The following is a 24,773-nucleotide window of genomic DNA, read 5'->3' as shown; positions in this document are numbered from 1 at the left end:
GCTTCGCTCTCTGAGCCGCCCCGTCGTGAGGCGCGACCGAGTCTTCGGTCGCGTCCGGGGGCTCCTTTTTCCCGAAGGATGGATCTCGATGACGATGAAGAACCTGTCGCGCCGCCTCCTGCTGGCCGCCGCCGCCCTGAGCCTGACGCTGCCGGCGCTGGCGCAACCCAGGGCCGAGCCGCAGACCTTGCGGATCGGCTACCAGAAGTACGGCACCCTGACCCTCCTGAAGGCCAAGGGCGAGCTGGAGAAGCGCCTGGGCCGCCAGGGCATCGCGGTCAGGTGGACCGAGTTCCCGGCCGGCCCGCAGCTGCTGGAGGGCCTGAACGTCGGCTCGATCGACTTCGGCACCGTCGGCGAGGCGCCGCCGATCTTCGCGCAGGCGGCCGGCGCCGACCTGGTCTATGTGGCCAACCAGCCGCCGGCGCCGACCGCCGAGGCCATCGTCGTGCCCAGGGAGTCGGCGATCAGGAGCGTGGCCGAGCTGAAGGGCAGGAAGATCGCGCTGAACAAGGGCTCCAACGTGCACTACCTGCTGGTCAAGGTGCTGGAGAAGGCCGGCCTGAAATACGGCGACGTGCAGGTGGTGTTCCTGCCGCCGGCCGATGCGCGCGCCGCCTTCGAGCGCGGCGCGGTCGAGGCCTGGGTGATCTGGGACCCCTTCCTGGCCGCGGCCGAGAAGCAGCTCGGCGCGCGCGTGCTGGCCGACGGCCGCGGCGCGGTGGCCAACCACCAGTTCTATCTGGCCGCGCGACCCTATGCCGACCGGAACCCGCAGGTGGTGCAGGCCATCGTCGAGGAGCTGGCCCGGCTGGACCGCTGGGCCGAGGGCAACCACAAGGAGGTCGCGCAGTTCCTGGCGCCGCAGATCGGCCTGGACCTGGGAGTCACCGAGCTGGCCGCCGGCCGCTTCGGCTATGGCATCCAGCCGATCAGCGCGGCCGTCGCCGCCGAGCAGCAGAAGATCGCCGACGTCTTCTTCGATCTGAAGCTGATCCCCAAGGCCATCAAGATCGCCGACGCGCTGCCGCGTCAACTCAAGACCGCCTCGACCCAGTAACCGCCATGAAGATCCTCTGGTTCATTCCCACCCACGGCGACTCGCGCTACCTCGGCACCTCGCTGGGCGCGCGCAGCGCCGACTTCGCCTACTTCAAGCAGATCGCGATCGCGGCCGACTCCCTGGGCTACGAGGGCGTGCTGCTGCCCACCGGCCGCAGCTGCGAGGATTCCTGGGTCGTGGCGGCCAGCCTGATCGACGCGACCCGGCGGCTGAAGTTCCTGGTTGCGCTGCGGCCTGGCCTGGTCGCGCCGGTGCAGTCGGCGCGCATGGCCGCGACCCTGGACCGCCTCAGCGGCGGGCGCCTGCTGGTGAACCTGGTGACCGGCGGCGATGCCGAGGAGCTGGCCGGCGACGGCCAGTTCCTGCCGCATGCCGAGCGCTACCGGCAGTCGACCGAGTTCCTCGAGATCTGGCGCGAGGCGCTGGCCGCCAGCCACGAGGGCCGCGCCTTCGACTACGCGGGCGCGCACCTGAAGGTGGCCGGCGGCAAGCTGCTCTACCCGCCGATCGGCAAGCCCTACCCGCCGGTGTTCTTCGGCGGCTCGTCGGAAGAGGCGCACGACCTGGCCGCGGCCCAGGTCGACACCTATCTCACCTGGGGCGAGCCGCCGGCCGCCGTGGCCGCCAAGATCGCCGACGTGCGCGCGCGCGCCGCCGGCCAGGGCCGCGAACTGGAATACGGCATCCGCCTGCATGTGATCGTGCGCGAAACCGAGGGCGAGGCCTGGCGCGCCGCGGCCGAGCTGGTGCAGCACCTGGACGAGAACGTGGTGGCCGCCGCGCAGGCCAAATTCGCCGGCATGGACTCGGTGGGCCAGCGCCGCATGGCCGAGCTGCACAAGGGCCGATTCAACAAGGCCGATGTACGCGAGGGCCTGGAGATCGCGCCGAATCTCTGGGCCGGCGTCGGCCTGGTGCGCGGCGGCGCCGGCACCGCCCTGGTCGGCAATCCGCAGCAGGTGGCCGAGCGCATCAAGGAATACGCGGCCCTGGGCCTGAACTACTTTGTGCTCTCGGGCTATCCGCATCTGGAGGAGGCGCACCGCTTCGCCGAGCTGGTGTTCCCGCTGCTGCCGCTGGACCTGCGCGAGCGCCTCAACGGCCCCGGGCTGACCGGCCCCTTCGGCGAGATCGTCGCCAACAACTACGTGCCGCACCAGGCGGCGGCATTATGAGCCAGGCCGCCCGGGCCGTCCTGGTCGACCATGTGCAGCTGCCGATGCCGCCCGGTGGCGCCGGCGCGGCGCGGCGCTTCTACCAGGAGCTGCTGGGCCTGGAGGAATGGCGCCATCCCGCGCTGGACCGCCCCGGCGTGCTGCGCTTCTCGCTGAGCGCCAGCCAGCGCCTGGACCTCAGCGAGGGCCTGTACACCGGCGTGGCGCCGCAGGCCCATCTGGCCCTGAGCCTGCAGGACCTGACCCCGCTGCTGCGGCGCCTGCGCGCGGCCGCCCATCCGGTGGACGAATCCGCGCTGGAACCGGGCCGCGCCTACACCGAAGACCCGTTCGGCAACCGCCTGGAACTGCTGCAGCAGCAGGGCGGTGCCCTCGCCCGCAAGGATCACCATGTCACGGAACTCCGTCTGGCGCTCTAGTCCCGCGGCCCTGCTGCCCTGGCTGCTGCCGCTCTTCATCCTCGCCGCCTGGCAGGCCAGCGCCCAGCTGGGCTGGCTCTCGACGCGCGTGCTGCCCGAGCCCTGGGCCGTGGCCAAGGCGGCCTGGGGCCTGGCCGCCTCCGGCGAGCTGTGGACCCATGTGAAGGTCAGCAGCGGCCGTGCCCTGCTCGGCTTCGCGATCGGTGGCGGCCTGGGCCTGGCGCTGGGCCTCCTGACCGGCTCGCTGCGCTGGGCCGAGACCGTCCTGGATTCGACCCTGCAGATGCTGCGCAACATCCCGCCGCTGGCGCTGATCCCGCTGGTGATCTTGTGGTTCGGCATCGACGAGACCGCCAAGCTGTTCCTGGTGGCGCTGGGCGTGTTCTTCCCGATCTACCTGAACACCTTCCACGGCATCCGCTCGGTCGATGCCGGGCTGATCGAGATGGCGCGCTCCTACGGCCTGTCGGGCTGGCGCCTCTACGCGCAGGTGATCCTGCCCGGCGCCACCGCGTCGATCCTGGTCGGGCTGCGCTTCTCGCTGGGCCTGATGTGGGTGCTGCTGATCGTCGCCGAGACCATCTCGGCCCAGGCCGGCATCGGCTACATGACGATGAACGCCCGCGAGTTCCTGCAGACCGATGTGGTGCTGGTGGGCATTCTTCTCTACGCCCTGCTGGGCAAGCTGGCCGACCTGCTGGCGCGCGGCCTTGAACGCGCCTGGCTGCGCTGGCACCCGGGGTATCAGGAATCATGAGCTTCATGCACGAGATCGATGTGCTGAGCGCGGCCGCGCTGGGCCGCGAAGCCCTGCTGCGCAATGTGGCGCCGACTCTGACACCAGCGGCGCGGGGCGGCGCCGGCCTGGCCCTGCACGGGCTGGCCAAGCGCTATGGCGAACGCGAGGTGCTGAGGGCGCTGGACCTGCAGATCGTGCCCGGCGAGTTCGTCGCCATTGTCGGCCGCAGCGGCTGCGGCAAGAGCACCCTGCTGCGCCTGCTGGCCGGGCTGGAGCCGGCCAGCGCCGGCCGCATCGAAGGCCTGGCGGCCGACGACACCCGCTTCATGTTCCAGGAGGCGCGCCTGCTGCCCTGGGCCCGCGTGCTGGACAACGTGGCCCTCGGCCTGGAACGAGCCCCTAGGGCGCCGCTGGCGACGCTCGCCCCCCGAGGGGGCGAGAAAACCTTGGGGCGGCCCGGCGGTTTCCTCGGCGCCGACGCCCGCGAACGCGCCGCCGAGGCCCTGGCCCAGGTCGGGCTGGCCGAACGCGGCGGCGACTGGCCGGCCCGCCTGTCCGGCGGCCAGCGTCAGCGCGTGGCGCTGGCCCGCGCGCTGGTGCATGCGCCGCGCCTCTTGCTGCTGGACGAACCGCTGGGCGCGCTGGATGCGCTGACTCGCATCGAGATGCAGGCCCTGATCGAGCGCCTGTGGCGGCGCCATGGCTTCACCGCCGTGCTGGTGACGCATGACGTGGCCGAGGCCGTGGCCCTGGCCGACCGCGTGCTGCTGATCGAGGACGGCGGCGTGGCGCTGGACTGGCGCGTGCCGCTGCCGCGCCCGCGCGTGCACGGCCCCGAGTTCGCGGCGCTGGAGCAGCGGCTGCTGGAGCGGGTGCTGCAGAAAAAGCCCGACCGGGCCCCGGAGGTCCCGGCCGATCCGGCGGCGGCCGGGGCCTTGCGCTGGGCCTGGTAGTTCCCGCCTCAGGCGCCGCAGCGTGCGGCGAACTGCCGGTAGGCGAGCCGCTGGCTGGCGGGCTCGAGGGCGTAGTGCTCGGCGAGCCGTTGGCCGGCGCCCTCGATGCGGTGATGCCGGCGCCGCGCGCTGACCTGGGTGGCGACCGGGGGCCTCGCCGCATCCTAGACAGGCCGCCATGCCATCATGGCGGCCGCCGACCGCTCCCTCATGACCCGCCCCACCTGCCCCCGCTGCCTGCTGCCGCTGAGCACCTGCCTGTGCGCGCTGGTCCGTCCGGTCGCCAACGCCACCGAGCTGCTGATCCTGCAGCACCCGCTGGAACAGGGCCAGGCCAAGAACACCGCGCGCCTGCTGCACCTGTGCCTGGCGCACAGCCGTCTGCTGGTGGGCGAGCGCTTCGAGCCGGCCTTGCTGGCGCCGCTGCTGGAGGACGCCGTGCTGCTCTACCCGGGCGAGTCCGGCGCGCCGCTGCCGGCGCGGCCGCGCCGCTTGGTGGTGCTGGACGGCACTTGGCGCAAGAGCCGCAAGCTGCTGGCGCTGAACCCGCAGCTGCAGGCCCTGCCGCGCCTGGGCTGGCAGGCGCCGCCGCCCTCGCGCTACCGGGTGCGCAAGGCGCAGCAGGCGCACCAGCTCTCGACGCTGGAAGCTGCCGCGCTGGCCCTGGAGCAGCTGGACGGGCGGACCGCGCCCTACGAACCGCTCTGGCAGGCCTTCGAGGGCCTGATGTCCGCGCTTTCCCGACACGCGAATCGGGGGGCGGGCGATCCCGTGGTGGTGGGGGACTGAGGCTTTCGCCGCGCGGCGTCCAGCCCCAGAATTAGGGGTCTCGCCGCGTACCCCGCGCGCTCATCCATCGGGAATAGTCATGCGCCATTCAGCCCGACTCGGTTCCTTCGTTTCCGGCCTGGCCCTGTACAGCGCGGCCATGCTGCTGGCCGGTTCGCTGGCCGCTCGCGGCCTGCCGAGCGAGCTGCTGAGCAGCCTGGGCGAGCCCGAGAGCCTGTCGCAGCTGTTGGGCGAGGCCCTGATCTACGCCCTGCCGATGTTCCTGCTGGCCATCGGCTGGAGCTATGTGACGGTGCGGCCCACGCGGCGCGGCCGCCGGCCGACCACCGGCTGGTGCGTGGCCGGCCTGGCCCTGGCATGGCTGGCCTGGGTCTTCTACGGCGCCTTCGATGCCGCCGCCGGCGGCGGCAGCAGCGAGGCATCGCTCGCCGTCAAGCTGCTGTCGCCGCTGGAGCCGCCGCTATGGGGCGGGCTGACCGGTCCGGCGGTGTTGCTGGGGGTGTTGGTGGCCGGGTCGCTGATCAACAAGCGCCAGGCCGCCATGCCGCCCAGGAAGCGGCGACATTCCCGCTCGATGACCGAGACGGCGCGACCGGATTGAGCCGGATCGATCACATCTTCTCCTTCTTCTTCAGCGCAGCACCCAGCCGCTGGCCGCGATCTGCTCGGCCACATGGTCGAGGAAGCAGGCGATGCGCGCGGCCAGCTGGGTGTTGCGGTAGTAGACCGCGTGGATCGGCTGCAGCACCTCGACCGTGTCCTTCACCAGCAGCTGCACCAGGTCGCCGCGCCGGCGGTCGCCCTCGGTCATGAAGTCCGACAGGCAGACGATGCCCTGACCGGCCAGCGCCAGCTGGCGCAGGGTCTCGCCGTTCGAGGCCAGCAGCCCCGGCGTGATGTGCAGGCCGTCGCCGGCGGGGTGGCGCAGCGGCCAGTCGTTCAGGCTGTCCAGATGGCTGAAGCCCAGCAGGCTGTGGCCGGCCAATTCCTCGACGCCGCGCGGCCGGCCGCGCGCCTTCAGGTAGGCCGGGCTGGCCAGCACGCGCAGGCGGCTGCCGCCCAGCGGCCGCGCATGCAGGGTGGAATCGCGCAGGGCGCCGATCCGGAACGCCACGTCGGTGCGCTGCTCCAGCAGATCGATGTTCAGCTCGTCGCTGTCCAGCACCAGCTCCAGCTCGGGGTAGCGCTCGCGCAAGCCGCCCAGCAGCGGCAGCAGCACATGCAGCATGAAGGGCGTCGCGGCGTTGACGCGCAGCCGCCCGGCCGGGCGCTCGCGGCGCGCGGCCAGCTGCTCCTCGGCCTCGTCCACCGCGTCGAGGATCCTGCGCGCGCGCGCCAGCAGTAGCTGGCCCTCCTCGGTCAGCGCCAGGCGGCGCGTCGTGCGGTTCAAGAGGCTGGTGCCGAGCTTGTTCTCCAGCCGGCCCAGCGTGCGGCTGAGCGCCGAGACGGTCTGCTCCAGCCGCGCGGCGGCGGCCGTGATGGAACCGCTGTCCACCACCGCGACAAAGGCCTGCAGCTCGTCCAAGGTGGTCTTCATTTTTGAAGTTTTTTCAAGAATCTTTTAAAGAATAACGGCTTTTTCGGAAAGCCGCGGCCTCGCACACTGGCGCCCATTCGTTCATTCACCCATGGCCCGGAGTGCCTTCATCATGCCCATAGCCCTGCTGGCGCTGACCCTCAGCGCCTTTGCCATCGGGACGACGGAATTCGTCATCGTCGGCCTGATCCCCACCATCGCGGCCGACCTGGCCGTCTCGCTGCCCTCGGCCGGCTTGCTGGTCAGCCTCTACGCGCTGGGCGTCGCCGTCGGCGCCCCGGTGCTGACCGCGCTGACCGGCCGGCTGCCGCGCAAGACCCTGCTGCTGGCCCTGATGGCCCTGTTCACCGCCGGCAACCTGCTGGCCTGGCTGGCGCCCGGCCATGCCAGCCTGATCGCCGCGCGCGTGCTGACCGGCCTGGCGCATGGCGTGTTCTTCTCGATCGGCTCGACCATCGCCACCGGCCTGGTGCCCAAGGACAAGGCCGCCAGCGCGATCGCGACCATGTTCACCGGCCTGACCGTGGCCCTGGTGACCGGCGTGCCGCTGGGCACCTTCATCGGCCAGCATTTCGGCTGGCGCGCCACCTTCCTGGCCGTCGCCGGCCTGGGCCTGGTCGCGCTGGCCGGCAGCGCGCTGTTCGTGCCGCGCAATATCGCGCGCAGCCAGCCCGCCGCGCTGCTGGAACAGGCCAAGGTGCTCGCCCAGCCGCGCCTCTTGCTGGTCTACGCGATGACGGCGCTGGGCTACGGCGGCACCTTCGTCGCCTTCACCTACCTGGCGCCGATGCTGCAGCAGCTGGCCGGCTTCGAGGCCGGCGCGGTGGGCCTGGTGATGCTGGTCTACGGCGTCTCGGTGGCGGTCGGCAATATCTGGGGCGGCCGCCTGGCCGACAGGCGCGGCCCGGTGGGCGCGCTGAAGCTGATCTTCGCGCTGCTGGCCGGCGTGCTGCTGCTGCTGAACTTCACGGCCGCCTCCAAGCCGCTGGTCGTGCTGACCGTCCTGCTGTGGGGGGCCGTGGCCTTCGGCAATGTGGCCGGGCTGCAGGTCTATGTGGTGCAGCTGGCCGAGCGCCATGCGCCGCGCGCGGTGGACGTGGCCTCGGGCCTGAACATCGCCGCCTTCAATGTCGGCATCGCGCTGGGCGCCCTGCTGGGCGGCGAGATCGTCGCGCGCTGGGGCCTGACCCAGCTGCCCTGGATCGGCGCCCTGGTGGTGCTGGGCGCGCTGGCCCTGACCGCCTGGAGCGGCCGGCTCGACGCCCGCAGCGGCCGCCCCCTCACCCGCCGCGCCGGCCCCGCGCCGGTGGGCCACTGAATTTCCGGTTTCGTCACAAGGAGAAGCACATGCTGAACACCATGCCCCCGCTGGGCCTGGGCACCTTCCGTCTGAAGGACCAGGTCGTCGTCGACGCGGTCAGGACCGGCCTCGAACTGGGCTACCGCCTGATCGACACCGCGCAGATCTACGGCAACGAGGCCGAGGTCGGCCGCGCCATCGCCGAGAGCGGCGTCGCGCGCTCCGAGCTGTTCCTGACCACCAAGATCTGGACCGAGCATCTGGCCGGCGACAAGCTGATCCCCAGCCTGAAGGACAGCCTGACCAGGCTGCGCACCGAGGCGGCGGACCTGACCCTGATCCACTGGCCCTCGCCGGGCGGCGCGGTGCCGCTGGCCGACAGCCTGCAGGCGCTGGCCGAGGCGCAGGCCCAGGGCCTGACCGCGCGCATCGGCGTCTCGAACTTCCCGGTGGCGCTGCTGCGCGAGGCCGTGGCCCTGCTGGGCGCGGACCGTGTCTTCACCAACCAGGTCGAACTGCATCCCTATCTGCAGAACCGCGCGGTGGTCGAGTACGCGCGCAGCTTGGGGCTGGGCATCACCTCCTACATGACCCTGGCCTATGGCGAGGCGCTGCAGGACCCGGTGGTGCAGGCCATCGCGGCCGAGCGCGTGGTGACGCCGGCCCAGGTGCTGCTGGCCTGGGCGCTGCAGCAGGGCTTCGCGGTGATCCCGTCCTCGACCAAGCGCGAGAACCTGGAAAGCAATCTGCGCGCCGCCGCGCTGCGCCTGTCGGACGCGGAGATGGCGCGCATCGCGGCGCTGGACAGCGGCCGGCGCCTGGTCAACCCGGAGGGGCTGGCGCCGGCCTGGGACTGAGGCGGGACCGAGGACCACTGTCCCTGCGCGCTGCGCCCGTGAAGCCGGAGTTCCGCCCCGGCCGATCCCATCAGGCCCGCCGGTTCATCCGCCGCTGAGCGCGAGAACGAGGGCCACGAAGTCATCCGGCTGCAGGGCATGCCCAAGGTCCCGCACACCGACGCCGTTCACGAAGATGCGCATGTTCGGCCGCAGCCGCTGCTGCTCGTCGATGACGCGGAAACGCAGCCCGGGATAGCGGCGGTCGAGGTCCGCGCACAGCGCGTCAAGCGTGGCGCCCTCGGCCTCGACATGCGACTTGCGCGTGTACGAGCGCAGCGCCCCGGGGATCAACACCTTCATCGGACCACCGTCTCCTGTTCGCGGCCGCATCTCAGGCGAGCTCGGCCACTTCCACGGCGTAGATCTCCGGGAGGTGCCGGGCGATGTTCGACCAGCTCGCACCTTCGTCTCGCCCGATCCACAACTCGCCGCTGGTGGTTCCCAGGTACAGCGCCGGCGTGGCCTGGGCGTCCACCGTCATCGCCTGGCGCTTCAGGGTCCACCAGGCCTGGCCTTCGGGCAGGCCCCGGTCCAGCCGCTGCCAGGTCTTGCCGGCATTGCGCGTGACATAGGCCGCCGGCCGTCCGGCAGGGCTGGTGCGCGGCCAGACGGTCGTGCCATCCATCGGAAAGACCCAGGCCGTGTCGGCATCGCGCGGGTGCACGACCATCGGAAAACCAACATCGCCCACGCGCTTGGGCATCTTGCGGCCGATGCGCTGCCATATGTCGCCCGATGGGCCGCCCGACCGGTCGAGCCGGTAGATGCCGCAGTGGTTCTGCTGGTACAGCCGATCGGGCTTGCCCAGGCACAGCCGCATGCAATGCGGGTCGTGGAAGGTGACCGTGGCCGCATCGAAGCCCTCGACAACCGCCATCCCCTGGATCAGGGTCGACCAGCTGAGGCCGGCATCGCGCGACTCGTGGACGCCACCGCCCGACATCGCGAAGTAAAGATGCTGCGGATCCCTCGGATCGACGATCACCGAATGCAGCTTCGGCCCGTCCGGCGTGCCGTCCTGCGCCGACCCCATCCATTCGCGGAACCGCGGGTCATCGTTGACGGAGGGCAGCGGGGCCCAGCTGACGCCGCCGTCCTCCGACCGGAACAGGCCCTGCGGCGACGTGCCGGCGTACCAGCTGTCGCGCTCGCTGGCATGCCCTGGCGTCAACCAGAAGGTGTGGTCGACCGAGCGGCCGGGCAGGCCGCCGCTCGCCTGGGCGAAGGCGGGTGGCTGCCGCGCCTCCTTCCAGCTGCGGCCCAGGTTGGTGGAGCGAAAGATCGTTGGGCCGAGGTGGCCGGTCTTGGCCGCGGCCAGCAGCGTGCGGCCGTCACGCGGATCCAGCTGCACATGGCTGATGGTGTGGCCCAGGAAATGCGGGCCATCGGCCGTCCAGGCCTTGCGCCGGGCATCGCCGTGGAAGAGCCAGGCGCCCTTGCGCGTCGCCACGAGGATGACGAGGCGTGCGGCCGATGCGGACTTGCCGCGCGCGGCGGTTTTTCCGGCGGCGGGCGAGGGGGCAGAGGATGTCCGGTTCATGGCGACGACTCCTTGGCGAGGGCGGACGAATGGTGCGCATTCCTCCACGACGATCGGGTGGGGATGATTTCGACAACGGGGGCGAGGGAATTCTCGTCCCGCGCCGACTGCCAGGGAAATCGACCCTAGTTGTCGCAATCGCTGCCGCCGCCGCGTCGACTCGCCAGCGCGCCGAGGATCTTCGCTTGAAACCGGCTGGGGCGACACCCGCAGCGACCCAATCTCGCGCTGGGCGCTGGCGCTCAAGGAGCGCTCGGGCTGGCAGAAGGCGGTGGTGGCCCTGGCCAACAAGAACGCGCGCATCCTCTGGGCGGTGATGACCCGCGGTGAACGCTTCGATCCTCATCACATCAGCGTCAAGCCCGGCGTCACGGTGCCAGTTTGACACCCAGTTCTTCCTTGCACGACGACACACAGAAGATGCACTGACAGGTCAGACCGGCAGCGGGCAAGCTCGACTAACCAGTGGTGGCACGCGGCGCCAGCGCCGCAATCCACGTGAACGGAATGGAGTCCCGCTGAGCGGTTCGTATCTGGGTCCGCAGCGCCGTCCTGGCGGCTGCAACAAGGCCGTCTGTAGAGTGGCAGTCTGTTCTCTGTTCATCCCTTCGTCGGTCGACGTGCGCAATGGCAATCTGTCGGGGTCAGGTCTTGATGAGAAATTCAACACGACGGTGTTGACGCGGCGGGAAGTCCCTGTAAGGGTTAGGCCGCACCTGACGAGCAGTGCCTAGGATTGCATTGCGCACTATTTTCGCCTCCCCGCAGGATGGATTGCGTCGAGTACTACTTCAAAGCCGCCCTGCAGTAGTAGGTGAAGCAGAAAAGTGAGCGGTAGTAGGAGCGCCCACCAAGCTGACAAATCAAGCGGCCAACTAGAGGTGACGAAGTACGCAACGAGCGCTACTTCTAGAAGTGGAACAAGACAAGCTGCTGCTGCTGCTGCATTGCTCTTGACCCCACCTTCCCCGGTGAAGAACTTCATGAGCTTGAAACCACCGGCCATGTAGTACAGGCAAAACAGCATCACCGCTATGCCCCAACCTATTGGGAAGCCGCTCAGCATGAGCCAAGCGCAATACGCGGCACCGAGGCCTAGTGCAATAACGGATAGCGGCAATGTCATGCCGATGAGCGAGATGAAGAGCATGTGACCCTCGCAGTTGGTTTTGGTGCGGCCTAACGTTCGACGTAAGGGGCGGCTTGCGGCTTGCCGCAAGACGTCCCCTTGACGGAGGGGTTAGGCAGCAGGCCGACGCTACTCACCGGCCCACTCCTTGTGATCGGGAAGCATGACCTTCTCCACCCACACTTGAAGACTTTGATAGATGGATGTTCCTGGCCACGGGAGGCGCTCCTGACTCTTGGACCAGGTAAGGTGAACATCAGCCACTCGTCCCGACCCATCAAGCAATTGGAAGAGGGCATCGTCTCCATTCCCTCGGGCAATGAGCTTGGCTGGAAGCCCGTACATGCAATGCCCAGGCGGCACTTCGCGCTCGAGTTGACTTCGAAAGGTCTCGTGGAACTGAGCATCTAGATTTTCGGTTGACCACCAGGGCTCAAGCCATTCCATCTGGAGACCTCCTGATGCCTAACGTGTTATAGGTCGATTGTTAACGATTCTTGCCTAAGATTTGAGCATGCGACCGTACCGACCCGCAACCCGTGCTGAGCGCGATGCTCGTGCCGAGCAGCGGCTGCGCCGCAAAGGAGAAGCGCCGCCTGGTCAGCCTCTGCCGGCCGACAAGGATCGTCGGCAGCCGTTCGACTGGGGCTTCTCCTGTGGGGGTGTCTCTTGGTCCTTGCACTTCGAGCCCAACCCAAGGGATGTGCGGCAGTGGCGCGTCTTCCGGGATGGGCATCCGTGGATGTGCGCCGGCCTGGAGCGGGTGTGGCGTGCCATGCAAAAGGAGATGAGCCCGGTGCTTGGTCGGCGCCATTGGCGTTGAAGGAGGGTTGCCGGCCCCGGGTACAGCCGCGAGGGACGGCCGCACAGCAGCCGTTGGCGAGTTTCCGCTCATGACCGGCACCAACCCATCCGGGTTCGAACGGCAAATGGCTGCAACGCTGCGAAGCGGGTTATGGAGGACGACTGGACGGCAGACGTCGATGCCGAGCGGCCTTGATGGAAGCGGGACTTCACGTCCATTTCACGGTGGGCCCTCATTGCCTTTACCGTTTCCGGTGAGACTCCGATCCGAACTCGATGGAGCGGCCCATGACCCCTTCTCTTCATCGTCGCTTGCCGGCTTGGCGCATTGCGCTCTGGGGCTTCGCCAGCTTGTTGCTGCTTCTGCCTGGCCTGGCCATGCAGTTCACCAGCGAAATTCGGTGGGACCGGCAGGACTTCCTGGTGTTCGGTGGAATGCTGCTGATCGCCTGCGGCGCCTTCGAACTGACGATGCGCCTGACCGCCGGGCGGCGATCGCGCTTGCTCGCCGGCGCGGTCATCGCGACCGCGTTCCTCCTGGTTTGGGCTGAGCTGGCCGTCGGCATCTTTCATTGACGCGGAAGTCCATTGGCGCCCCCACACGGGCGGTCCCAAGCCCTGCGCAGGCCTGGAACGCCCCTCACACGTCGGTCGCCGCCGGTTTGGCTGCTGCGGGGCAGCGGCCAGCGCGGCGGCGAGCCGCTATGGCTCCACCTTGAACACCGACACCACCTCGGCCAGCCGCTGCGACTGCTCGCGCAGCGACTGTGCGGCGGCGGCCGATTCCTCCACCAGCGCCGCGTTCTGCTGGGTCATGTGATCGAGGTTGGTGACGGCCACATTGACCTGGGCGATGCCGTCGCGCTGCTCGGTGGCCGCGGAGGCGATCTCGCCGATCAGGTCGGTGACGCGCTTGACGCTGGACACGATGTCGTTCATCGCCGCGCCGGTCTGCGCCACCAGCTGGGCGCCCGACTCGACGCGCTCGACGCTGGCGCCGATCAGGCCCTTGATCTCCTTGGCGGCCTCGGCGCTGCGCTGCGCCAGCGAACGCACCTCGGAGGCGACGACCGCGAAGCCGCGGCCCTGCTCGCCGGCGCGTGCCGCCTCGACCGCGGCGTTCAGCGCCAGGATGTTGGTCTGGAAGGCGATGCCGTCGATCGTGCCGATGATGTCGCCGATCCTGCGCGAGCTCTCGGTGATCTGGGCCATATTGCCGACCACCTGCTCGACTACCCGGCCGCCGCGCGTGGCCGCCTCGGCGGCCGAGCCGGCCAGCTGGTTGGCCTGGCGCGCGGTGTCGGCCGAATGGCCGACGGTGGCGGTCAGCTCCTCCATCGAGCTGGCGGTCTGCTGCAGGCTCGACGCGGTCTGCTCGGTACGGGCGCTCAGGTCGTGGTTGCCGGTGGCGATCTCGCTGGAGGCGGTGGACACCGATTCGATGCCCCGGCGCACCTCGCCGACCACCTGGCGCAGCTGGCCGGCCATGCGGTCCATCGCGCCGAGCAGCTGGCCGAACTCGTCCTGGCGCGCCACCGTCACGCGGGTGCTGAGATCGCCGGCGGCGATCCGGCCGGCCACCTGCATGGCCTGCGACAGCGGCCGCTGGATCGAGCGCACCAGCCAGACCGCGCCAATCACCAGGCCCAGCACGACGATGACGATCAGCAGCGCGGCGATGCGCACCGTGCTCTTGCGCTGCTCGGCCAGTTCGCCCAGGATGCGCGCCTTCTCGGAGACCTGCAGTTCGGCGAAATCGTTCAGCGACTTCAGATAAATGTCGACCGCGGGGTTGAAGCGCTGGTTCAGCTCCTGGTGGGCCGCCGCGGTGTCGCTGGCGGTCTTCAGTCCGCGGATCTTGGCCAGCGAATCGAGCACGGTCTTGCGCTCGGCGCCGATGCGCTCCATCAGGGCCTTGTCGGCCGCGCTCAGCGCCATGGCCTCGATGGACTTCTGCACCTGCGTGATTTCCCCGGACTTGGCCGGAATCACGTCCTTGTACATCGCGTCTATCGTGGGGTCGCTGCTGGCGGCCGAGGCCTGGACGCGCACCACATTGGTCGTGACCATCGCGGACCAGCGGCGTGCGGCATCGACCTTGGCATCCATCGCCGCGGCGGTGGCGCTGGTCTCTTCCTGCACCTTGCCGCTGCGCGCGGCCGAGAAGCCGATCACGGCGAACAGGGCGACGATGACGGCGATCACCGAGGCCCAGAGGCGGAAGGCCACGCTGTGGCGGCCCAGCGCCTGGGGCGGGGTCATGTTATGCACTACTGTCTCCAAATGAATGAGACTCCCTGGCCGACAGACTAGCCGCGTGGCCGAGCGCGGTTCGGCGGTGAAAGCCCCGACAAGCGCGGCTTTTGTGATTTAAGTCCTGCGCCGGCCCCGGGGCTCCCGGGCTCAGGCTTCGGCCAGGCCGGCCAGATAGTCGCGCATGCGCTCGGCCGCGGCCGGCAGGCCGCCGGGCCGGCAGCAGATCGCGAAGCGGCGCCGCGCCCAGGCGTCGGTCAGGCCGACCATGCGGATGCCGCGCTGCGCCGCATGGGCCGCGCCGACCTGCCGTGGGATCACCGCGATGCCCAGGTTGGCCGAGACGACGCGCAGCGCGGCATCGAAGTTCGAGACGATCACGCGGTAGCGCAGCAGGCCGCCGCCGCCGGCCGCCACCGCCTGCTTCAGCATCTGGTGCACCGCGGTGGCCGGCTGCAGGCCCACATGCTCGAAGTCCAGCGTGTCGGCAAAGGCCAGCTGCCGGTGGCGCGCCAGCGGATGCTCGGCATGCACGGCCAGCGCCAGTTCGTCGCGCCGGTAGGGCCGGGTCTCCAGGCCGGTGAAGTCGGCGCTGTCCCAGCACACGCCCAGCGCCGCGCCGCCCTCGCGCACCAGGCGCACCAGCTCGCGCGAGAAGCGTTCCTCGATGTCCACCTTGATCCGCGCATGGGCCGGTTCGCGCATGAAGGCCGCCACATCGTCCAGCAGGCTCTCGGCGATGGCCGAGGCACTGGCCACCAGGCGCACCTGGCCCTGGGTGCCGCCGGCGAAGGCGGCCATGTCCTGGGCGATGCGGTCCAGCGAGAACAGCATGCTGCGCGCATGCTCCAGCAGGGCTTCGCCGGCCGGCGTGGGCTGCACGCCGCGGCGCCCGCGGGTCAGCAGCGGCGTGCCCAGTTCGGCCTCCAGCGCGGCAATGCGCTTACTGATCGCCGAGGGCTCGATGTGTTCCCGCAGCGCGGCCTGCTTGATGTTCTGGTGCTCGCAGACGGCCACCAGCAGGCGCAGGGTCTTGAGATCGGGGTCGCGCATCTGTGAGATTCCAGATTGGAAATCGAGGCGTTCCAACATACCACTTGTGAAGCATCTTGGAATCTCTAAAGTCGAGCGGCATCAAGGAGACATCAGATGGCAAGCCTGCCTTCCCCGGTGGTGATTCGCGAGGTCGGCCTGCGCGACGGCCTGCAAAGCATTGCCCGCGTGCTGCCCACGGCGCGGAAGATCGAGTGGCTGCGCGGCGAATACGCGGCCGGCGTGCGCGAGATCGAGCTCGGCTCCTTCGTGCCGGCGCGGCTGCTGCCGCAGCTGGCCGATACCGGCGAACTGCTGGCCTATGTGAAGGGTGAGGCCAGGCGCGAGCTGCCGGATCTGTTCGCCTCGGTGCTGGTGCCGAATCTGCGCGGCGCCGAGGCGGCGCTGGAGGGCCGGGCCGATCTGCTGATCCTGCCGCTGTCGGCCAGCGCCCTGCACAGCCAGGCCAATCTGCGCAAGACGCCCGACGAGGTGGTGGCCGAACTCGGGCGCATCCGCGCGGCGCGCGACGCCTCGGGCAGCAAGACCCTGATCGAGGGCGGGGTCGGCACGGCCTTCGGCTGCACCCTGCAGGGCCGGGTCGAGCCGGCCGAGGTGCTGCGCCTGCTGCAGGCCCTGCTGGACGCCGGCGCCGACCGCGTCAGCCTGGCCGACACCGTGGGTTTCGCCGACCCGCGCGCGGTGCGCGAACTCTTCGAGGCGGCCCGCAAGATCGCCGGCGAGCGCTTCTGCTGCGGCCATTTCCACGATACCCGCGGCCTGGCGCTGGCCAATGTCCATGCGGCGCTGGAGGTGGGCGTGACGCGCTTCGACGCCTCGCTGGCCGGCATCGGCGGCTGCCCGCATGCGCCGGGCGCCAGCGGCAATGCGGCGACCGAGGACCTGGCCTTCATGCTGGCCAGCATGGGCGTGGGCGAGACCGGGGTCGACCTGGATGCGCTGCTGGCGCTGCGCCGGCGCGTGGCCGGCTGGCTGGACGGCGAACCCCTGCACGGCAGCCTGTGGCTGGCCGGCCTGCCCAGAACGATGACCGAGACCTGAAATGAACAGCCTGAGCGACGAACGACCCCTGCCGCTGGCCGGCATCCGCGTGCTGGAGTTCACCCATATGGTGATGGGCCCGACCTGCGGCATGATCCTGGCCGACCTCGGTGCCGAGGTGATCAAGGTCGAGCCGCCCGGCGGCGACAAGACGCGCCGCCTGCCGGGCCTGGGGATCGGCTTCTTCCGCAGCTTCAACCGCAACAAGAAGAGCATCGTGCTGGACATCCGCAGCGAGGCCGGCCGCGCCACGGCCCGGGAGCTGATCGCCGGCTGCGACGTGGTGCTGGAGAACTTCCGCCCGGGGCTGATGGCCGAGCTGGGCCTGGACCATGCCAGCCTGGCGGCCGCCAATCCCGGCCTGATCTATGTCTCGCACAAGGGCTTCCTGCCCGGCCCCTACGAGCGGCGTACCGCGCTGGACGAGGTGGTGCAGATGATGGGCGGCCTGTCCTATATGACCGGGCCGAAGGGCCGGCCGCTGCGCGCCGGCACCTCGGTCAACGACATCATGGGCGGCATGTTCGGCGCGATCGGCGTGCTGGCGGCGCTGCGCGAGCGCGAGACCACCGGCCGCGGCCAGGAGGTGCAGAGCGCGCTGTTCGAGAACTGCGTGTTCCTGTCGGCCCAGCACATGCAGCAGTATTCGATGACCGGCGAACCGCCGCCGCCGATGCCCGCGCGCGTCTCGGCCTGGAGCGTCTACGACGTCTTCGACCTGAAGGACGAGGCCCAGCTCTTCGTCGGCGCGGTCAGCGACAAGCAGTTCCAGACCCTGTGCCAGGTGCTGGAGCGGCCCGACCTGGCCGCCGACCCGGCGCTGCAGGGCAATGCCCAGCGCGTCGCCCTGAGGCCGCAGCTGCTGGCGCGCCTGGCCGAGAGCTTCCAGCTGCGCGGGATCGGCGAACTCAGCGCCGCGCTGGAGGCGGCCGGCCTGCCCTACGCGCCCATCATGCGGCCCGAGCAGCTGCTGAACGATCCGCATCTGCGCGCCAGCGGCGGCCTGGCCGCCATGCCCACCGACGAGGGCGGCACGACCGACGTCGTGCTGCTGCCCCTGCTGATGGGCGGGCGCCGGCCCGGCGTGCGCATGCCGCTGCCCAAGGTGGGCGAACATACCGAAGAGATACTGGCCAGCCTGAAGCGCTGAATCCCGACCCGAGGCCGACCAAGAGCCGCAACCGGAGACAAACGATGACGACCCCGACCCGCCGCGCCCTGCTGGGCCTTCTCTGTCTTGCCCTGGCCTGCCCGCTCGCGCGGGCCGATACGGCCATCGACAAGCCGCTGCGCCTGATCCTGCCGGTGGGCGCCGGTTCGGGCGTCGACACCATCATGCGCGCGGTGACGCCGGCGCTCAGCAAGGCCCTGGGCGGCCAGCCGGTCGTGATCGAGAACCTGCCGGGCGCCGGCGGCATCACCGGCACCGCCACCCTGGTGAAGGCCGCGCCCGACGGGCTGACCCTGGGCGTGGTGTCGAACAACCATGTGGTGAATCCCAGCGTCTACAAGAAGATGCCCTTCGACTCGCTGAACGACATCACGCCCATCATGGTGGCGGGGGCGACGCCCTTTGTCGTGGTGGTCAACCCGGCCAAGCTGCCGGCGAAGAACGTCAAGGAGCTGGTGACCCTGCTGAAGGCCAAGCCCGATGTCTACAACTACGCCTCCTCGGGCAACGGCACCATCCTGCATCTGGGCGCCGAGATGTTCGTCGACGAAGCCGGCGTGAGCATGCGCCACATTCCCTACAAGGGCGTCGGCCCGATGGTGGCCGACCTGATCGGTGGCCAGGTGGACCTGGGCGTGTTGTCCCTGCCCTCGATCCAGGGGCATCTGAAAAGCGGCGCCCTGCGCGCGATCGGGGTCGGCTCGACCAGCCGGGTGCCCGCCGCGCCCGAGATTCCGACCATTGCCGAGCAGGGCCTGCCGGAGTACGCGATCGAGGGCTGGTTTGCCGTCATCGGCCCGGCCAAGCTGCCGCCGGCCCAGGTCAAACGCTACCACGCCGCCTTCGCCGCCGCCTTTGCCGCGCCCGAGGTCAGGGAGGCGATGCTCAGGCAGGGCAACATCATCAACCCCGGCACGCCCGAGGCCGCCGCGGCCTATTTCCGCAGCGAGCAGGAGCGCTACGCCCGGCTGGTGAAGAAGGCCGCGATCAGCCTCGATTGAGAACGCGCGGCCTTTTCCGGGTCTTCTTGATTTTCTTAAGAAAGCTTTAACCTCGGCTCGGGATGATGCGCCCGACGCTGGCCGCCGGCCGGCAGGAACACATCCCCATGAAGGCAGACTTCGGCCCGCCCGGCCAGCTGGCGCGGCATATCGCGCTGCTGGCCTTGATCGCCCTGTGCAACCCCTACACCCTGTTTGGGCGCGACCCGGACCGTGGCTACTGGCTGGCGGCCTTCCTGCTGCCGCTGCTGCTGGCCGGCCTGATGGTGTTGGTTTCTGCCCGGCGCTCCGGCCCCTTCGCGCGCCTGAGCTGGCGGCTGCTGGCCCTGGTGCTGGCGCTGCAGTGGATCGACGTCTGACGCGCGGGCGGCCGTCCTCCTAGAATCCCGCCGGGGCACAGGGCCCGACAGGATTCGAAGAATGAAACAGATCGTCGTTGTCAAATGGGGCCAGAAGTTCGGCCCCGACTATGTGAACCGCATGTACGGCATGGTGGCGCGCAATATCACCGGGCCGTTCAAGCTGGTTTGCCTGACCGACGACACCCGCGGCCTGCGCCCCGAGGTGGAGGCGCATCCGCTGCCCGAGCTGGGCTGCGAATGGCCCAAGAACAGCATCGGCAAATGGCGCAAGCTGGTGCTGTGGGGCGACTCGCTGCCGGGCCTGTCCGGCCCGACGCTGTTCATCGACCTGGATTCGGTGATCGTCGACAACATCGACGGCTACTTCGAGTACGGCAATCCCGACGACGTGATCCTGGCGCGCAACTGGGCCAAGCCGCTGCAGCGCCTGGGCCAGACCTCGGTGTTCCGCTTCCCGGTGGGGCGCTACCCGCATATCCTGGCCAATTTCCGCAAGGACCCGCAGGCCGTGGCCGACCGCTGCCATTTCGAGCAGCACTACATCACCGAGGCCGTGCCCGGCGGCATCAAGCTCTGGCCCGAGGGCTGGACGCGGCATTTCCGCCTGCATTGCCTGCCGCCCTTCCCGCTGCGCTATTTCATGCAGGCCCGGCTGCCCAAGGGTGCCAAGATCGTCACCTTCCCCGGCGGCCCGAACCCCAGCGAGGTGATCGACGGCCGCTGGTTCGAGGAGCAGACCCAGCGCCCGTCGCGCTGGCAGCATTTCCTCGACACCTTCAACCCGGCGCGGCGCGTCGAGAAGAGCGCGCGGCGCCACCTGACCCGCTTCGTGCTGCCGGTCGACTGGCTGCAGAAGCATTGGGTGGAGTGAGCGCCGGGGCCCGGCCCCGCGCCCTCATTCGTCCTGGTGCAGCAACGCCAGGAAGCGCTGCGCCGCCGCGCTCAGCGGCCGGCCGCGCCGCACGATGCTGCCGAAGGGTTCCAGTTCGCCGCCCAGCTTGAGCGGCAGCACGCTGAGCATGCCTCTGTCCGCATAGGGCGCCGCCAGCGAGGCCGGCACGACGGCCACCATCGGCGCCTCGGCCAGCAGGAACAGGGTGCTGAGGATGGAAGCCGTCTCGACCAGATCGGCCGGCACGTCCAGCCCCTGCTGGCGAAACTCGCGCTCAAGCAGCTCGCGCATCGGCGAGCCGCGCGGCTGCAGGATCCAGGGCTGATCAGCCAGGGCCGCCAGCGAGCAGCGCCTGGCGCCCGCCAGCGCATGCTGCGGCCCCACCACCACGGCCAGCGGCTCGCCGGCCAGCGCGCGGAACAGATGGTCGCGGTGCGCATGGCCGTCGGCCATGCGGCCGATCACCAGATCCAGCGAGCCCTGCTCGAGCAGGTCCAGCAGGCGGTCGCTGGTCTCGGTGAGGATCTGCACGCGCAGCCGCGGCTGCTCCTGCTTCAGCCGGGCCACCGTGCGGGTCAGCAGGGTCGGCGAGGGCGCCAGGATGCTGCCCACGGCCAATGCGCCGCCCCCCAGCCGCAGGGCCTCCAGATCGCGCGCCAGCGCCGTCATCGCGCCCTGCAGGCCGTCGAAATGGCCGGTCACCGCCAGGCCCGCCGCCGTGGCCTGCAGGCCGCGCCCGGCGCGCTCGAACAGGCGCAGCCCCAGCGCCTCCTCCAGCTCCTTCAGCATATTGGTCGCGGCCGGCTGGGTCATGCCCAGCTGGGCGGCCGCGGCCCGCAGGGTGCCCAGATCGCGCAGCGCCAGCAGCAGGGCCACCTGGCGCAGGCGCAGGCGGTTCAGCAGCAGGGCGGCGGACAGGGTATTGCTCATTGATAAGGCGAGGATATCAATTCATTAGGAATTTTGAGTTTACCGATAAGCGTGAGGCCCCTAGCATCAGCCATAGACCTAGACGACTACGGAGACAAGCCATGGCCCCATCCCTTCCCCGGCGTGCCGCGCTGGCCGTCCTGCTGGCCTGCACCGGCCTGGCCGCGCAGGCCCAGGATTGGCCCAACCGTCCGCTGCGCATCCTGGTCGGCTCCTCGCCCGGCGGCGGCACCGACGCGATGGCCCGCGCGGTGGCCGACAAGCTGGGCCCGGCCCTGGGCGTGCCGGTGGTGATCGAGAACAAGCCCGGCGCCTCCAACACCCTGGCCGCCGATGCCACCGCCAAGTCCACCGACGGCCATACCCTGGTGATGGGGGTCTCCACCGCCCATGCGATCGCGCCCTATCTGTTCAAGCTGGGCTATGACAACGCCAAGGACCTGGTGCCGGTGGCCTATGTCGGCGCGGTGCCCAATGTGCTGGTGGTCAACAACGAGTTGAACATCAACACGGTGGCCGAGCTGGTGGAGCGCGCCAGGAAGCAGCCCGGCAAGCTGAACTACGCCTCCAGCGGCTCGGGCAGCACCCAGCACATCGCGGCCGAGCTGTTCAAGGAGGCCACCGGCACCTTCATCACCCATATCCCCTACCGCGGCAGCGGCCCGGCCCTGGTGGACCTGATGGCCGGCAATGTGCAGCTGAGCTTCGACACCATGGCCTCGGTGCTGCCGCATATCAGGAACGGTAAGGTCAAGGCCCTGGCGGTCGCCTCGGCCCGGCGCAGCCCGCAGCTGCCCAATGTGCCGACCCTGGCCGAAGCCGGCGTCAAGGGCGTGGAGATGAGCGCCTGGTACGGCCTCTACATGCCGGCCGCCGCGCCCAAGGCCCAGCAGGACCGCATCCAGGCCGAGGTGGCCAAGCTGATCGAGCTGCCCGAGACCAAGGCCCGCCTGGCCGCGATCGGCGCCGAGGTCGTGCCGATGACGAAGCTGCAATTCGCGGCGTTTCACGATGCCGAGAACAGGCGTTATGCCGAACTCATCAAGCGCCGCGGCATCAAACCCGACTGATGGCCCACCCCCTGCGGCCTTCGGCCGCCTCGGGCTCCGCGCGGTAAGAAAAGGCGCTTTGCGTGTTGTTTGGTGATGCTGAAATGACGATGGCCTGGGCGCAGGAGGACGGGCAGACCTGCTGCTGCGTGTCCCCCGGCCGCTACGCGGCCTCCTCCTTGACCTCCGCATCAGGCCCGCCCGTCCTCCCGCTTGGCGTTGCGTTTGGTTTTCTCCGCGAGAGCCCAACGGTGGAGAAGCCGGGATGCGGGTGTGCGCAATTGCGCAGGTGAAGGAGGAGGGCCGCTTTCGGCCCGGGGGACACGGAGCAATTGCGCACACCCGCGTCCCGGCGTAACCCGGTCCTCGCAGAGGCGATCAAGGCCAGGCTGGGAGATCACGAATCAACGCGCAAAGAGCCTAAGAAAAAGCCGAGCGCTACGAGAGAAGGATTGCTGTGACGAACGATGGAAAAAGCAAGTTGCCGGTGGTGGCCCTGACCCTCGGCGATCCCGCCGGCATCGGGCCGGAGCTGATCGCCAGGCTGCTGGCGCGGCCCGAGACCTGCGCCCAGGCCAATGTCGTGCTGGTGGGCGACCGCTGGCTGTGGGAGGACGGCCAGCGCGTCGCCGGCCTCGCCATTGATTGGGAGCCGGTCGCGGACCTGGCCGCGGTGCGCGGCCGCGCCTCGACCGCGCGCCCCGCCTTCCTGGCCGTGGACACCGTGCGGCCCGAGCAGGTGCGGCGCGGCGTTGCGACGGCGCCCGGCGGCGCCTCGGTGCTGCGGGTGCTGGACCGGTGCATGGACGCGGTGCTCGCCGGCGCCGTCGACGCGATCTGCTTCGCGCCGCTGAACAAGCATGCGATGAAGCAGGGCGGCCTGAAGCATGAGGACGAGCTGCACCATTTCGCCGCCTACCTGGGCGTCGAGAACTATTTCTGCGAGTTCAACACCCTGGGCGAGCTCTGGACCGCGCGCGTCTCCTCGCATATCCCGCTGAAGGATGCGGCGACCTTCCTCAGCGTCGAGCGCATCGCTGCGGCCACGCGCCTGATCGAGCGTTCGCTGCGCGCGGCCGGCGTCGTGCGGCCGCGCATCGCGGTGGCCGCCTTCAACCCGCATGGCGGCGACGGCGGCACCTGCGGCCGCGAGGAGATCGACATCATCGCGCCGGCGGTGCGCCAGCTGCAGGCCGAGGGCCTGGACGTGGCCGGCCCCTTCCCGGCCGACACCATCTTCCTGAAGGCGCGCGACGGCGAGGTCCAGGCGGTGGTGACCATGTACCACGACCAGGGCCAGATCGCGATCAAGCTAATGGGCTTCAGCCAGGGCGTCACCGTCCAGGGCGGCCTGCCGATCCCGATCACCACGCCGGCCCATGGCACGGCCTACGACATCGCCGGCCAGGGCCGCGCCAATGTCAACGCCACCGCCAATGCCTTTGCCATCGCCGCCCGCATGGGGTCGGCACGCCTGAACTGAAAGCTTGTCGACCATGAAGATCACCAAAGTCCGTGCCCGCGTCTACGAATGGAAGGGCAAGACCGTGCCCCCGCAGGGCAATTTCTGCTCCAACGCGATGGACCTGCTGTACTCGAAGCAGGAAACGATGAAGACCTTCCGCTTCCACGGCTGGACGGTCGTCGAGATCGAGACCGACACGGGCCTGGTCGGCTACGGCAATGTGGCCCTGGCGCCGCGCGTGGCCAAGCAGATCATCGATCAGTACCTGACGCCCCTGGTGCTGGGCCAGGACCCCTGGGACTACGAGTACCTGAGCCAGCGCATGTACCGCGCGACCCAGGCCTGGGGCCGCAAGGGTGTCGGCATGGCGGCGATCTCGGCGGTCGACATCGCGCTGTGGGATCTCCTGGGCAAGAGCGTCGGCAAGCCGGTGTTCAAGCTCCTGGGCGGGCGCACCAAGGAAAAGATCCCCTGCTACTACAGCAAGCTCTACCGCACCGACCTGGGCGAGATGCAGAAGGAGGCCGAGACCTATCTGAAGCAGGGCTTCACGGCCTTCAAGATGCGCTTCGGCTATGGCCCGGCCCACCTGCAGCAGGGCGTGGCCGAGAACCTGAAGTCGGTGGAGGCGGTGCGCGAGGTGATCGGCTACGACACCGACCTGATGCTCGAGTGCTATATGGGCTGGAACCTGGAGTATGCGAAGCGCATGCTGCCCAAGCTGGCCAAGTTCCAGCCGCGCTGGCTGGAGGAGCCGGTGATCGCCGACGACATCGACGGCTATGCCGAGCTGAACGCGATGAACATCGTGCCGATCTCGGGCGGCGAGCATGAGTTCAGCCTCTACGGCTTCAAGCAGCTGCTGGACCGCAAGGCGGTCTCGGTGGTGCAGTACGACACCAACCGCGTCGGCGGCATCACGATGGCGCACAAGATCAACGCGCTGTGCGAGGCCTACTCGGTGCCGGTGATCCCGCATGCCGGGCAGATGCACAACTACCACCTGACGATGAGCACCCTGGCCTCGCCGATGAGCGAGTACTTCCCGATGTTCGACGTCGAGGTCGGCAACGAGCTGTTCTATTACATCTTCGACGGCGAGCCGGTGGCCGAGAACGGCTTCCTGCAGCTGGACGACGACAAGCCGGGCCTGGGGCTGACGCTCAAGACCGAGTACCTCGATCAGTTCGACATCATCGAGTGAGCAGC

The 24,773-nt window shown here is 69.5% G+C and carries 25 protein-coding genes and 1 pseudogene; 19 read left to right on the top strand and 7 right to left on the bottom strand.

The annotated features are described in order from the left end of the window. Window positions 1-88 precede the first annotated feature (88 nt). The 7 genes from AC07OQ_RS03110 (at window position 89) to AC07OQ_RS03080 (ending at window position 5,739) form a co-directional block, all read left to right on the top strand. Window positions 89-1,060: a sulfonate ABC transporter substrate-binding protein gene (locus AC07OQ_RS03110; protein WP_495051623.1), complete on the top strand. Its 972-nt coding sequence runs from the start codon at window positions 89-91 to the stop codon at window positions 1,058-1,060. 5 nt (window positions 1,061-1,065) lie between these two features. Then, window positions 1,066-2,238 carry an FMNH2-dependent alkanesulfonate monooxygenase gene (gene ssuD / locus AC07OQ_RS03105; RefSeq protein WP_495051622.1) on the top strand — a complete coding sequence of 391 codons (1,173 nt, stop codon included), beginning with the start codon at window positions 1,066-1,068 and terminating at the stop codon, window positions 2,236-2,238. Further along, window positions 2,235-2,657, top strand: coding sequence for a VOC family protein (locus tag AC07OQ_RS03100; protein ID WP_495051621.1), 423 nt, complete (start codon window positions 2,235-2,237; stop codon window positions 2,655-2,657). Before ssuD ends, AC07OQ_RS03100 begins: the two co-directional genes overlap by 4 nt. Then, window positions 2,629-3,414, top strand: coding sequence for an aliphatic sulfonate ABC transporter permease SsuC (gene ssuC / locus AC07OQ_RS03095; protein WP_495051620.1), 786 nt, complete (start codon window positions 2,629-2,631; stop codon window positions 3,412-3,414). Before AC07OQ_RS03100 ends, ssuC begins: the two co-directional genes overlap by 29 nt. 5 nt (window positions 3,415-3,419) lie before the next feature. Next, on the top strand, window positions 3,420-4,349 hold the full coding sequence (locus AC07OQ_RS03090) for an ATP-binding cassette domain-containing protein (protein WP_495051619.1): 930 nt from the start codon (window positions 3,420-3,422) through the stop codon (window positions 4,347-4,349). A gap of 210 nt (window positions 4,350-4,559) precedes the next feature. Then, window positions 4,560-5,138, top strand: a complete 579-nt coding sequence (locus tag AC07OQ_RS03085) for a tRNA-uridine aminocarboxypropyltransferase (protein ID WP_495051618.1) — start codon at window positions 4,560-4,562, stop codon at window positions 5,136-5,138. Between the two features lie 79 nt (window positions 5,139-5,217). Continuing rightward, window positions 5,218-5,739 carry a hypothetical protein gene (locus tag AC07OQ_RS03080; RefSeq protein WP_495051617.1) on the top strand — a complete coding sequence of 174 codons (522 nt, stop codon included), beginning with the start codon at window positions 5,218-5,220 and terminating at the stop codon, window positions 5,737-5,739. A gap of 30 nt (window positions 5,740-5,769) precedes the next feature. Here the strand turns inward: AC07OQ_RS03080 and AC07OQ_RS03075 are convergent, their stop codons facing one another. Next, a complete protein-coding gene (locus AC07OQ_RS03075; protein WP_495051616.1) occupies window positions 5,770-6,675 on the bottom strand; it encodes a LysR substrate-binding domain-containing protein in 906 nt (301 codons plus the stop codon). A gap of 112 nt (window positions 6,676-6,787) precedes the next feature. Between AC07OQ_RS03075 and AC07OQ_RS03070 the strand changes: the two genes are divergently transcribed. Both AC07OQ_RS03070 and dkgB read left to right on the top strand, forming a co-directional pair. After that, complete coding sequence (locus AC07OQ_RS03070; protein ID WP_495051615.1) at window positions 6,788-7,993, top strand: MFS transporter; 1,206 nt, start codon at window positions 6,788-6,790, stop codon at window positions 7,991-7,993. Window positions 7,994-8,022: 29 nt separating this feature from the next. Beyond that, window positions 8,023-8,832, top strand: a complete 810-nt coding sequence (gene dkgB / locus AC07OQ_RS03065) for a 2,5-didehydrogluconate reductase DkgB (RefSeq protein WP_495051614.1) — start codon at window positions 8,023-8,025, stop codon at window positions 8,830-8,832. Window positions 8,833-8,916: 84 nt separating this feature from the next. On the opposite strand, the gene AC07OQ_RS03060 is transcribed toward dkgB, so the two are convergent. Together AC07OQ_RS03060 and AC07OQ_RS03055 are read right to left on the bottom strand one after the other, a co-directional pair. Next, the gene (locus AC07OQ_RS03060; protein WP_495051613.1) at window positions 8,917-9,174 is read right to left on the bottom strand and encodes a MoaD/ThiS family protein; all 258 of its coding nucleotides are present in this window, start codon (window positions 9,172-9,174) and stop codon (window positions 8,917-8,919) included. 31 nt (window positions 9,175-9,205) lie between these two features. Beyond that, window positions 9,206-10,414, bottom strand: a complete 1,209-nt coding sequence (locus AC07OQ_RS03055; RefSeq protein WP_495051612.1) for a WD40/YVTN/BNR-like repeat-containing protein — start codon at window positions 10,412-10,414, stop codon at window positions 9,206-9,208. A gap of 208 nt (window positions 10,415-10,622) precedes the next feature. On the opposite strand from AC07OQ_RS03055, the pseudogene AC07OQ_RS03050 reads away from it, so the two are divergent. Next, window positions 10,623-10,799: pseudogene (locus tag AC07OQ_RS03050) on the top strand (IS110 family transposase); the annotation flags it as partial. A gap of 363 nt (window positions 10,800-11,162) precedes the next feature. Here the strand turns inward: AC07OQ_RS03050 and AC07OQ_RS03045 are convergent. Continuing rightward, window positions 11,163-11,564, bottom strand: a complete 402-nt coding sequence (locus tag AC07OQ_RS03045; RefSeq protein WP_495051611.1) for a hypothetical protein — start codon at window positions 11,562-11,564, stop codon at window positions 11,163-11,165. A 1,071-nt stretch (window positions 11,565-12,635) separates the two neighbouring features. Here AC07OQ_RS03045 and AC07OQ_RS03040 point away from each other — a divergent pair. After that, window positions 12,636-12,923 carry a hypothetical protein gene (locus AC07OQ_RS03040; RefSeq protein ID WP_495051610.1) on the top strand — a complete coding sequence of 96 codons (288 nt, stop codon included), beginning with the start codon at window positions 12,636-12,638 and terminating at the stop codon, window positions 12,921-12,923. A gap of 126 nt (window positions 12,924-13,049) precedes the next feature. Here AC07OQ_RS03040 and AC07OQ_RS03035 read toward each other — a convergent pair whose 3' ends face one another. Continuing rightward, entirely contained in the window at window positions 13,050-14,609 is a 1,560-nt protein-coding gene (locus AC07OQ_RS03035; RefSeq protein WP_495051609.1) for a methyl-accepting chemotaxis protein, read from the bottom strand. A gap of 141 nt (window positions 14,610-14,750) precedes the next feature. Next, entirely contained in the window at window positions 14,751-15,653 is a 903-nt protein-coding gene (locus tag AC07OQ_RS03030) for a LysR family transcriptional regulator (protein WP_495051608.1), read from the bottom strand. A 96-nt stretch (window positions 15,654-15,749) separates the two neighbouring features. Between AC07OQ_RS03030 and AC07OQ_RS03025 the strand changes: the two genes are divergently transcribed. The 5 genes from AC07OQ_RS03025 to AC07OQ_RS03005 all read left to right on the top strand — a co-directional run bounded on the left by AC07OQ_RS03025 (window position 15,750) and on the right by AC07OQ_RS03005 (window position 20,099). Continuing rightward, window positions 15,750-16,694 (top strand): hydroxymethylglutaryl-CoA lyase, encoded by a 945-nt coding sequence (locus AC07OQ_RS03025; protein ID WP_495051607.1) that lies wholly within the window; start codon window positions 15,750-15,752, stop codon window positions 16,692-16,694. A gap of 1 nt (window position 16,695) precedes the next feature. Beyond that, on the top strand, window positions 16,696-17,844 hold the full coding sequence (locus tag AC07OQ_RS03020; protein WP_495051606.1) for a CaiB/BaiF CoA transferase family protein: 1,149 nt from the start codon (window positions 16,696-16,698) through the stop codon (window positions 17,842-17,844). 44 nt (window positions 17,845-17,888) lie between these two features. Continuing rightward, window positions 17,889-18,866, top strand: a complete 978-nt coding sequence (locus tag AC07OQ_RS03015) for a tripartite tricarboxylate transporter substrate binding protein (protein ID WP_495051605.1) — start codon at window positions 17,889-17,891, stop codon at window positions 18,864-18,866. A gap of 107 nt (window positions 18,867-18,973) precedes the next feature. Next, on the top strand, window positions 18,974-19,225 hold the full coding sequence (locus AC07OQ_RS03010; RefSeq protein ID WP_495051604.1) for a hypothetical protein: 252 nt from the start codon (window positions 18,974-18,976) through the stop codon (window positions 19,223-19,225). A 61-nt stretch (window positions 19,226-19,286) separates the two neighbouring features. Then, on the top strand, window positions 19,287-20,099 hold the full coding sequence (locus AC07OQ_RS03005) for a glycosyl transferase (RefSeq protein ID WP_495051603.1): 813 nt from the start codon (window positions 19,287-19,289) through the stop codon (window positions 20,097-20,099). 24 nt (window positions 20,100-20,123) lie between these two features. Here the strand turns inward: AC07OQ_RS03005 and AC07OQ_RS03000 are convergent, their stop codons facing one another. Further along, the gene (locus AC07OQ_RS03000; RefSeq protein WP_495051602.1) at window positions 20,124-21,050 is read right to left on the bottom strand and encodes a LysR family transcriptional regulator; all 927 of its coding nucleotides are present in this window, start codon (window positions 21,048-21,050) and stop codon (window positions 20,124-20,126) included. A 101-nt stretch (window positions 21,051-21,151) separates the two neighbouring features. On the opposite strand from AC07OQ_RS03000, the gene AC07OQ_RS02995 reads away from it, so the two are divergent. The 3 genes from AC07OQ_RS02995 to AC07OQ_RS02985 all read left to right on the top strand — a co-directional run bounded on the left by AC07OQ_RS02995 (window position 21,152) and on the right by AC07OQ_RS02985 (window position 24,768). After that, window positions 21,152-22,120: a Bug family tripartite tricarboxylate transporter substrate binding protein gene (locus AC07OQ_RS02995; RefSeq protein ID WP_495051601.1), complete on the top strand. Its 969-nt coding sequence runs from the start codon at window positions 21,152-21,154 to the stop codon at window positions 22,118-22,120. Window positions 22,121-22,556: 436 nt separating this feature from the next. Further along, window positions 22,557-23,582, top strand: a complete 1,026-nt coding sequence (locus AC07OQ_RS02990) for a 4-hydroxythreonine-4-phosphate dehydrogenase PdxA (RefSeq protein WP_495051600.1) — start codon at window positions 22,557-22,559, stop codon at window positions 23,580-23,582. Window positions 23,583-23,595: 13 nt separating this feature from the next. Next, window positions 23,596-24,768 carry an L-rhamnonate dehydratase gene (locus tag AC07OQ_RS02985; RefSeq protein WP_495051599.1) on the top strand — a complete coding sequence of 391 codons (1,173 nt, stop codon included), beginning with the start codon at window positions 23,596-23,598 and terminating at the stop codon, window positions 24,766-24,768. The last annotated feature ends 5 nt before the right edge of the window (window positions 24,769-24,773 follow it).

The organism is Roseateles sp. GW821-FHT09B06 (assembly GCF_059418245.1).
This window is presented reverse-complemented; position numbering and strand designations above follow the sequence as displayed.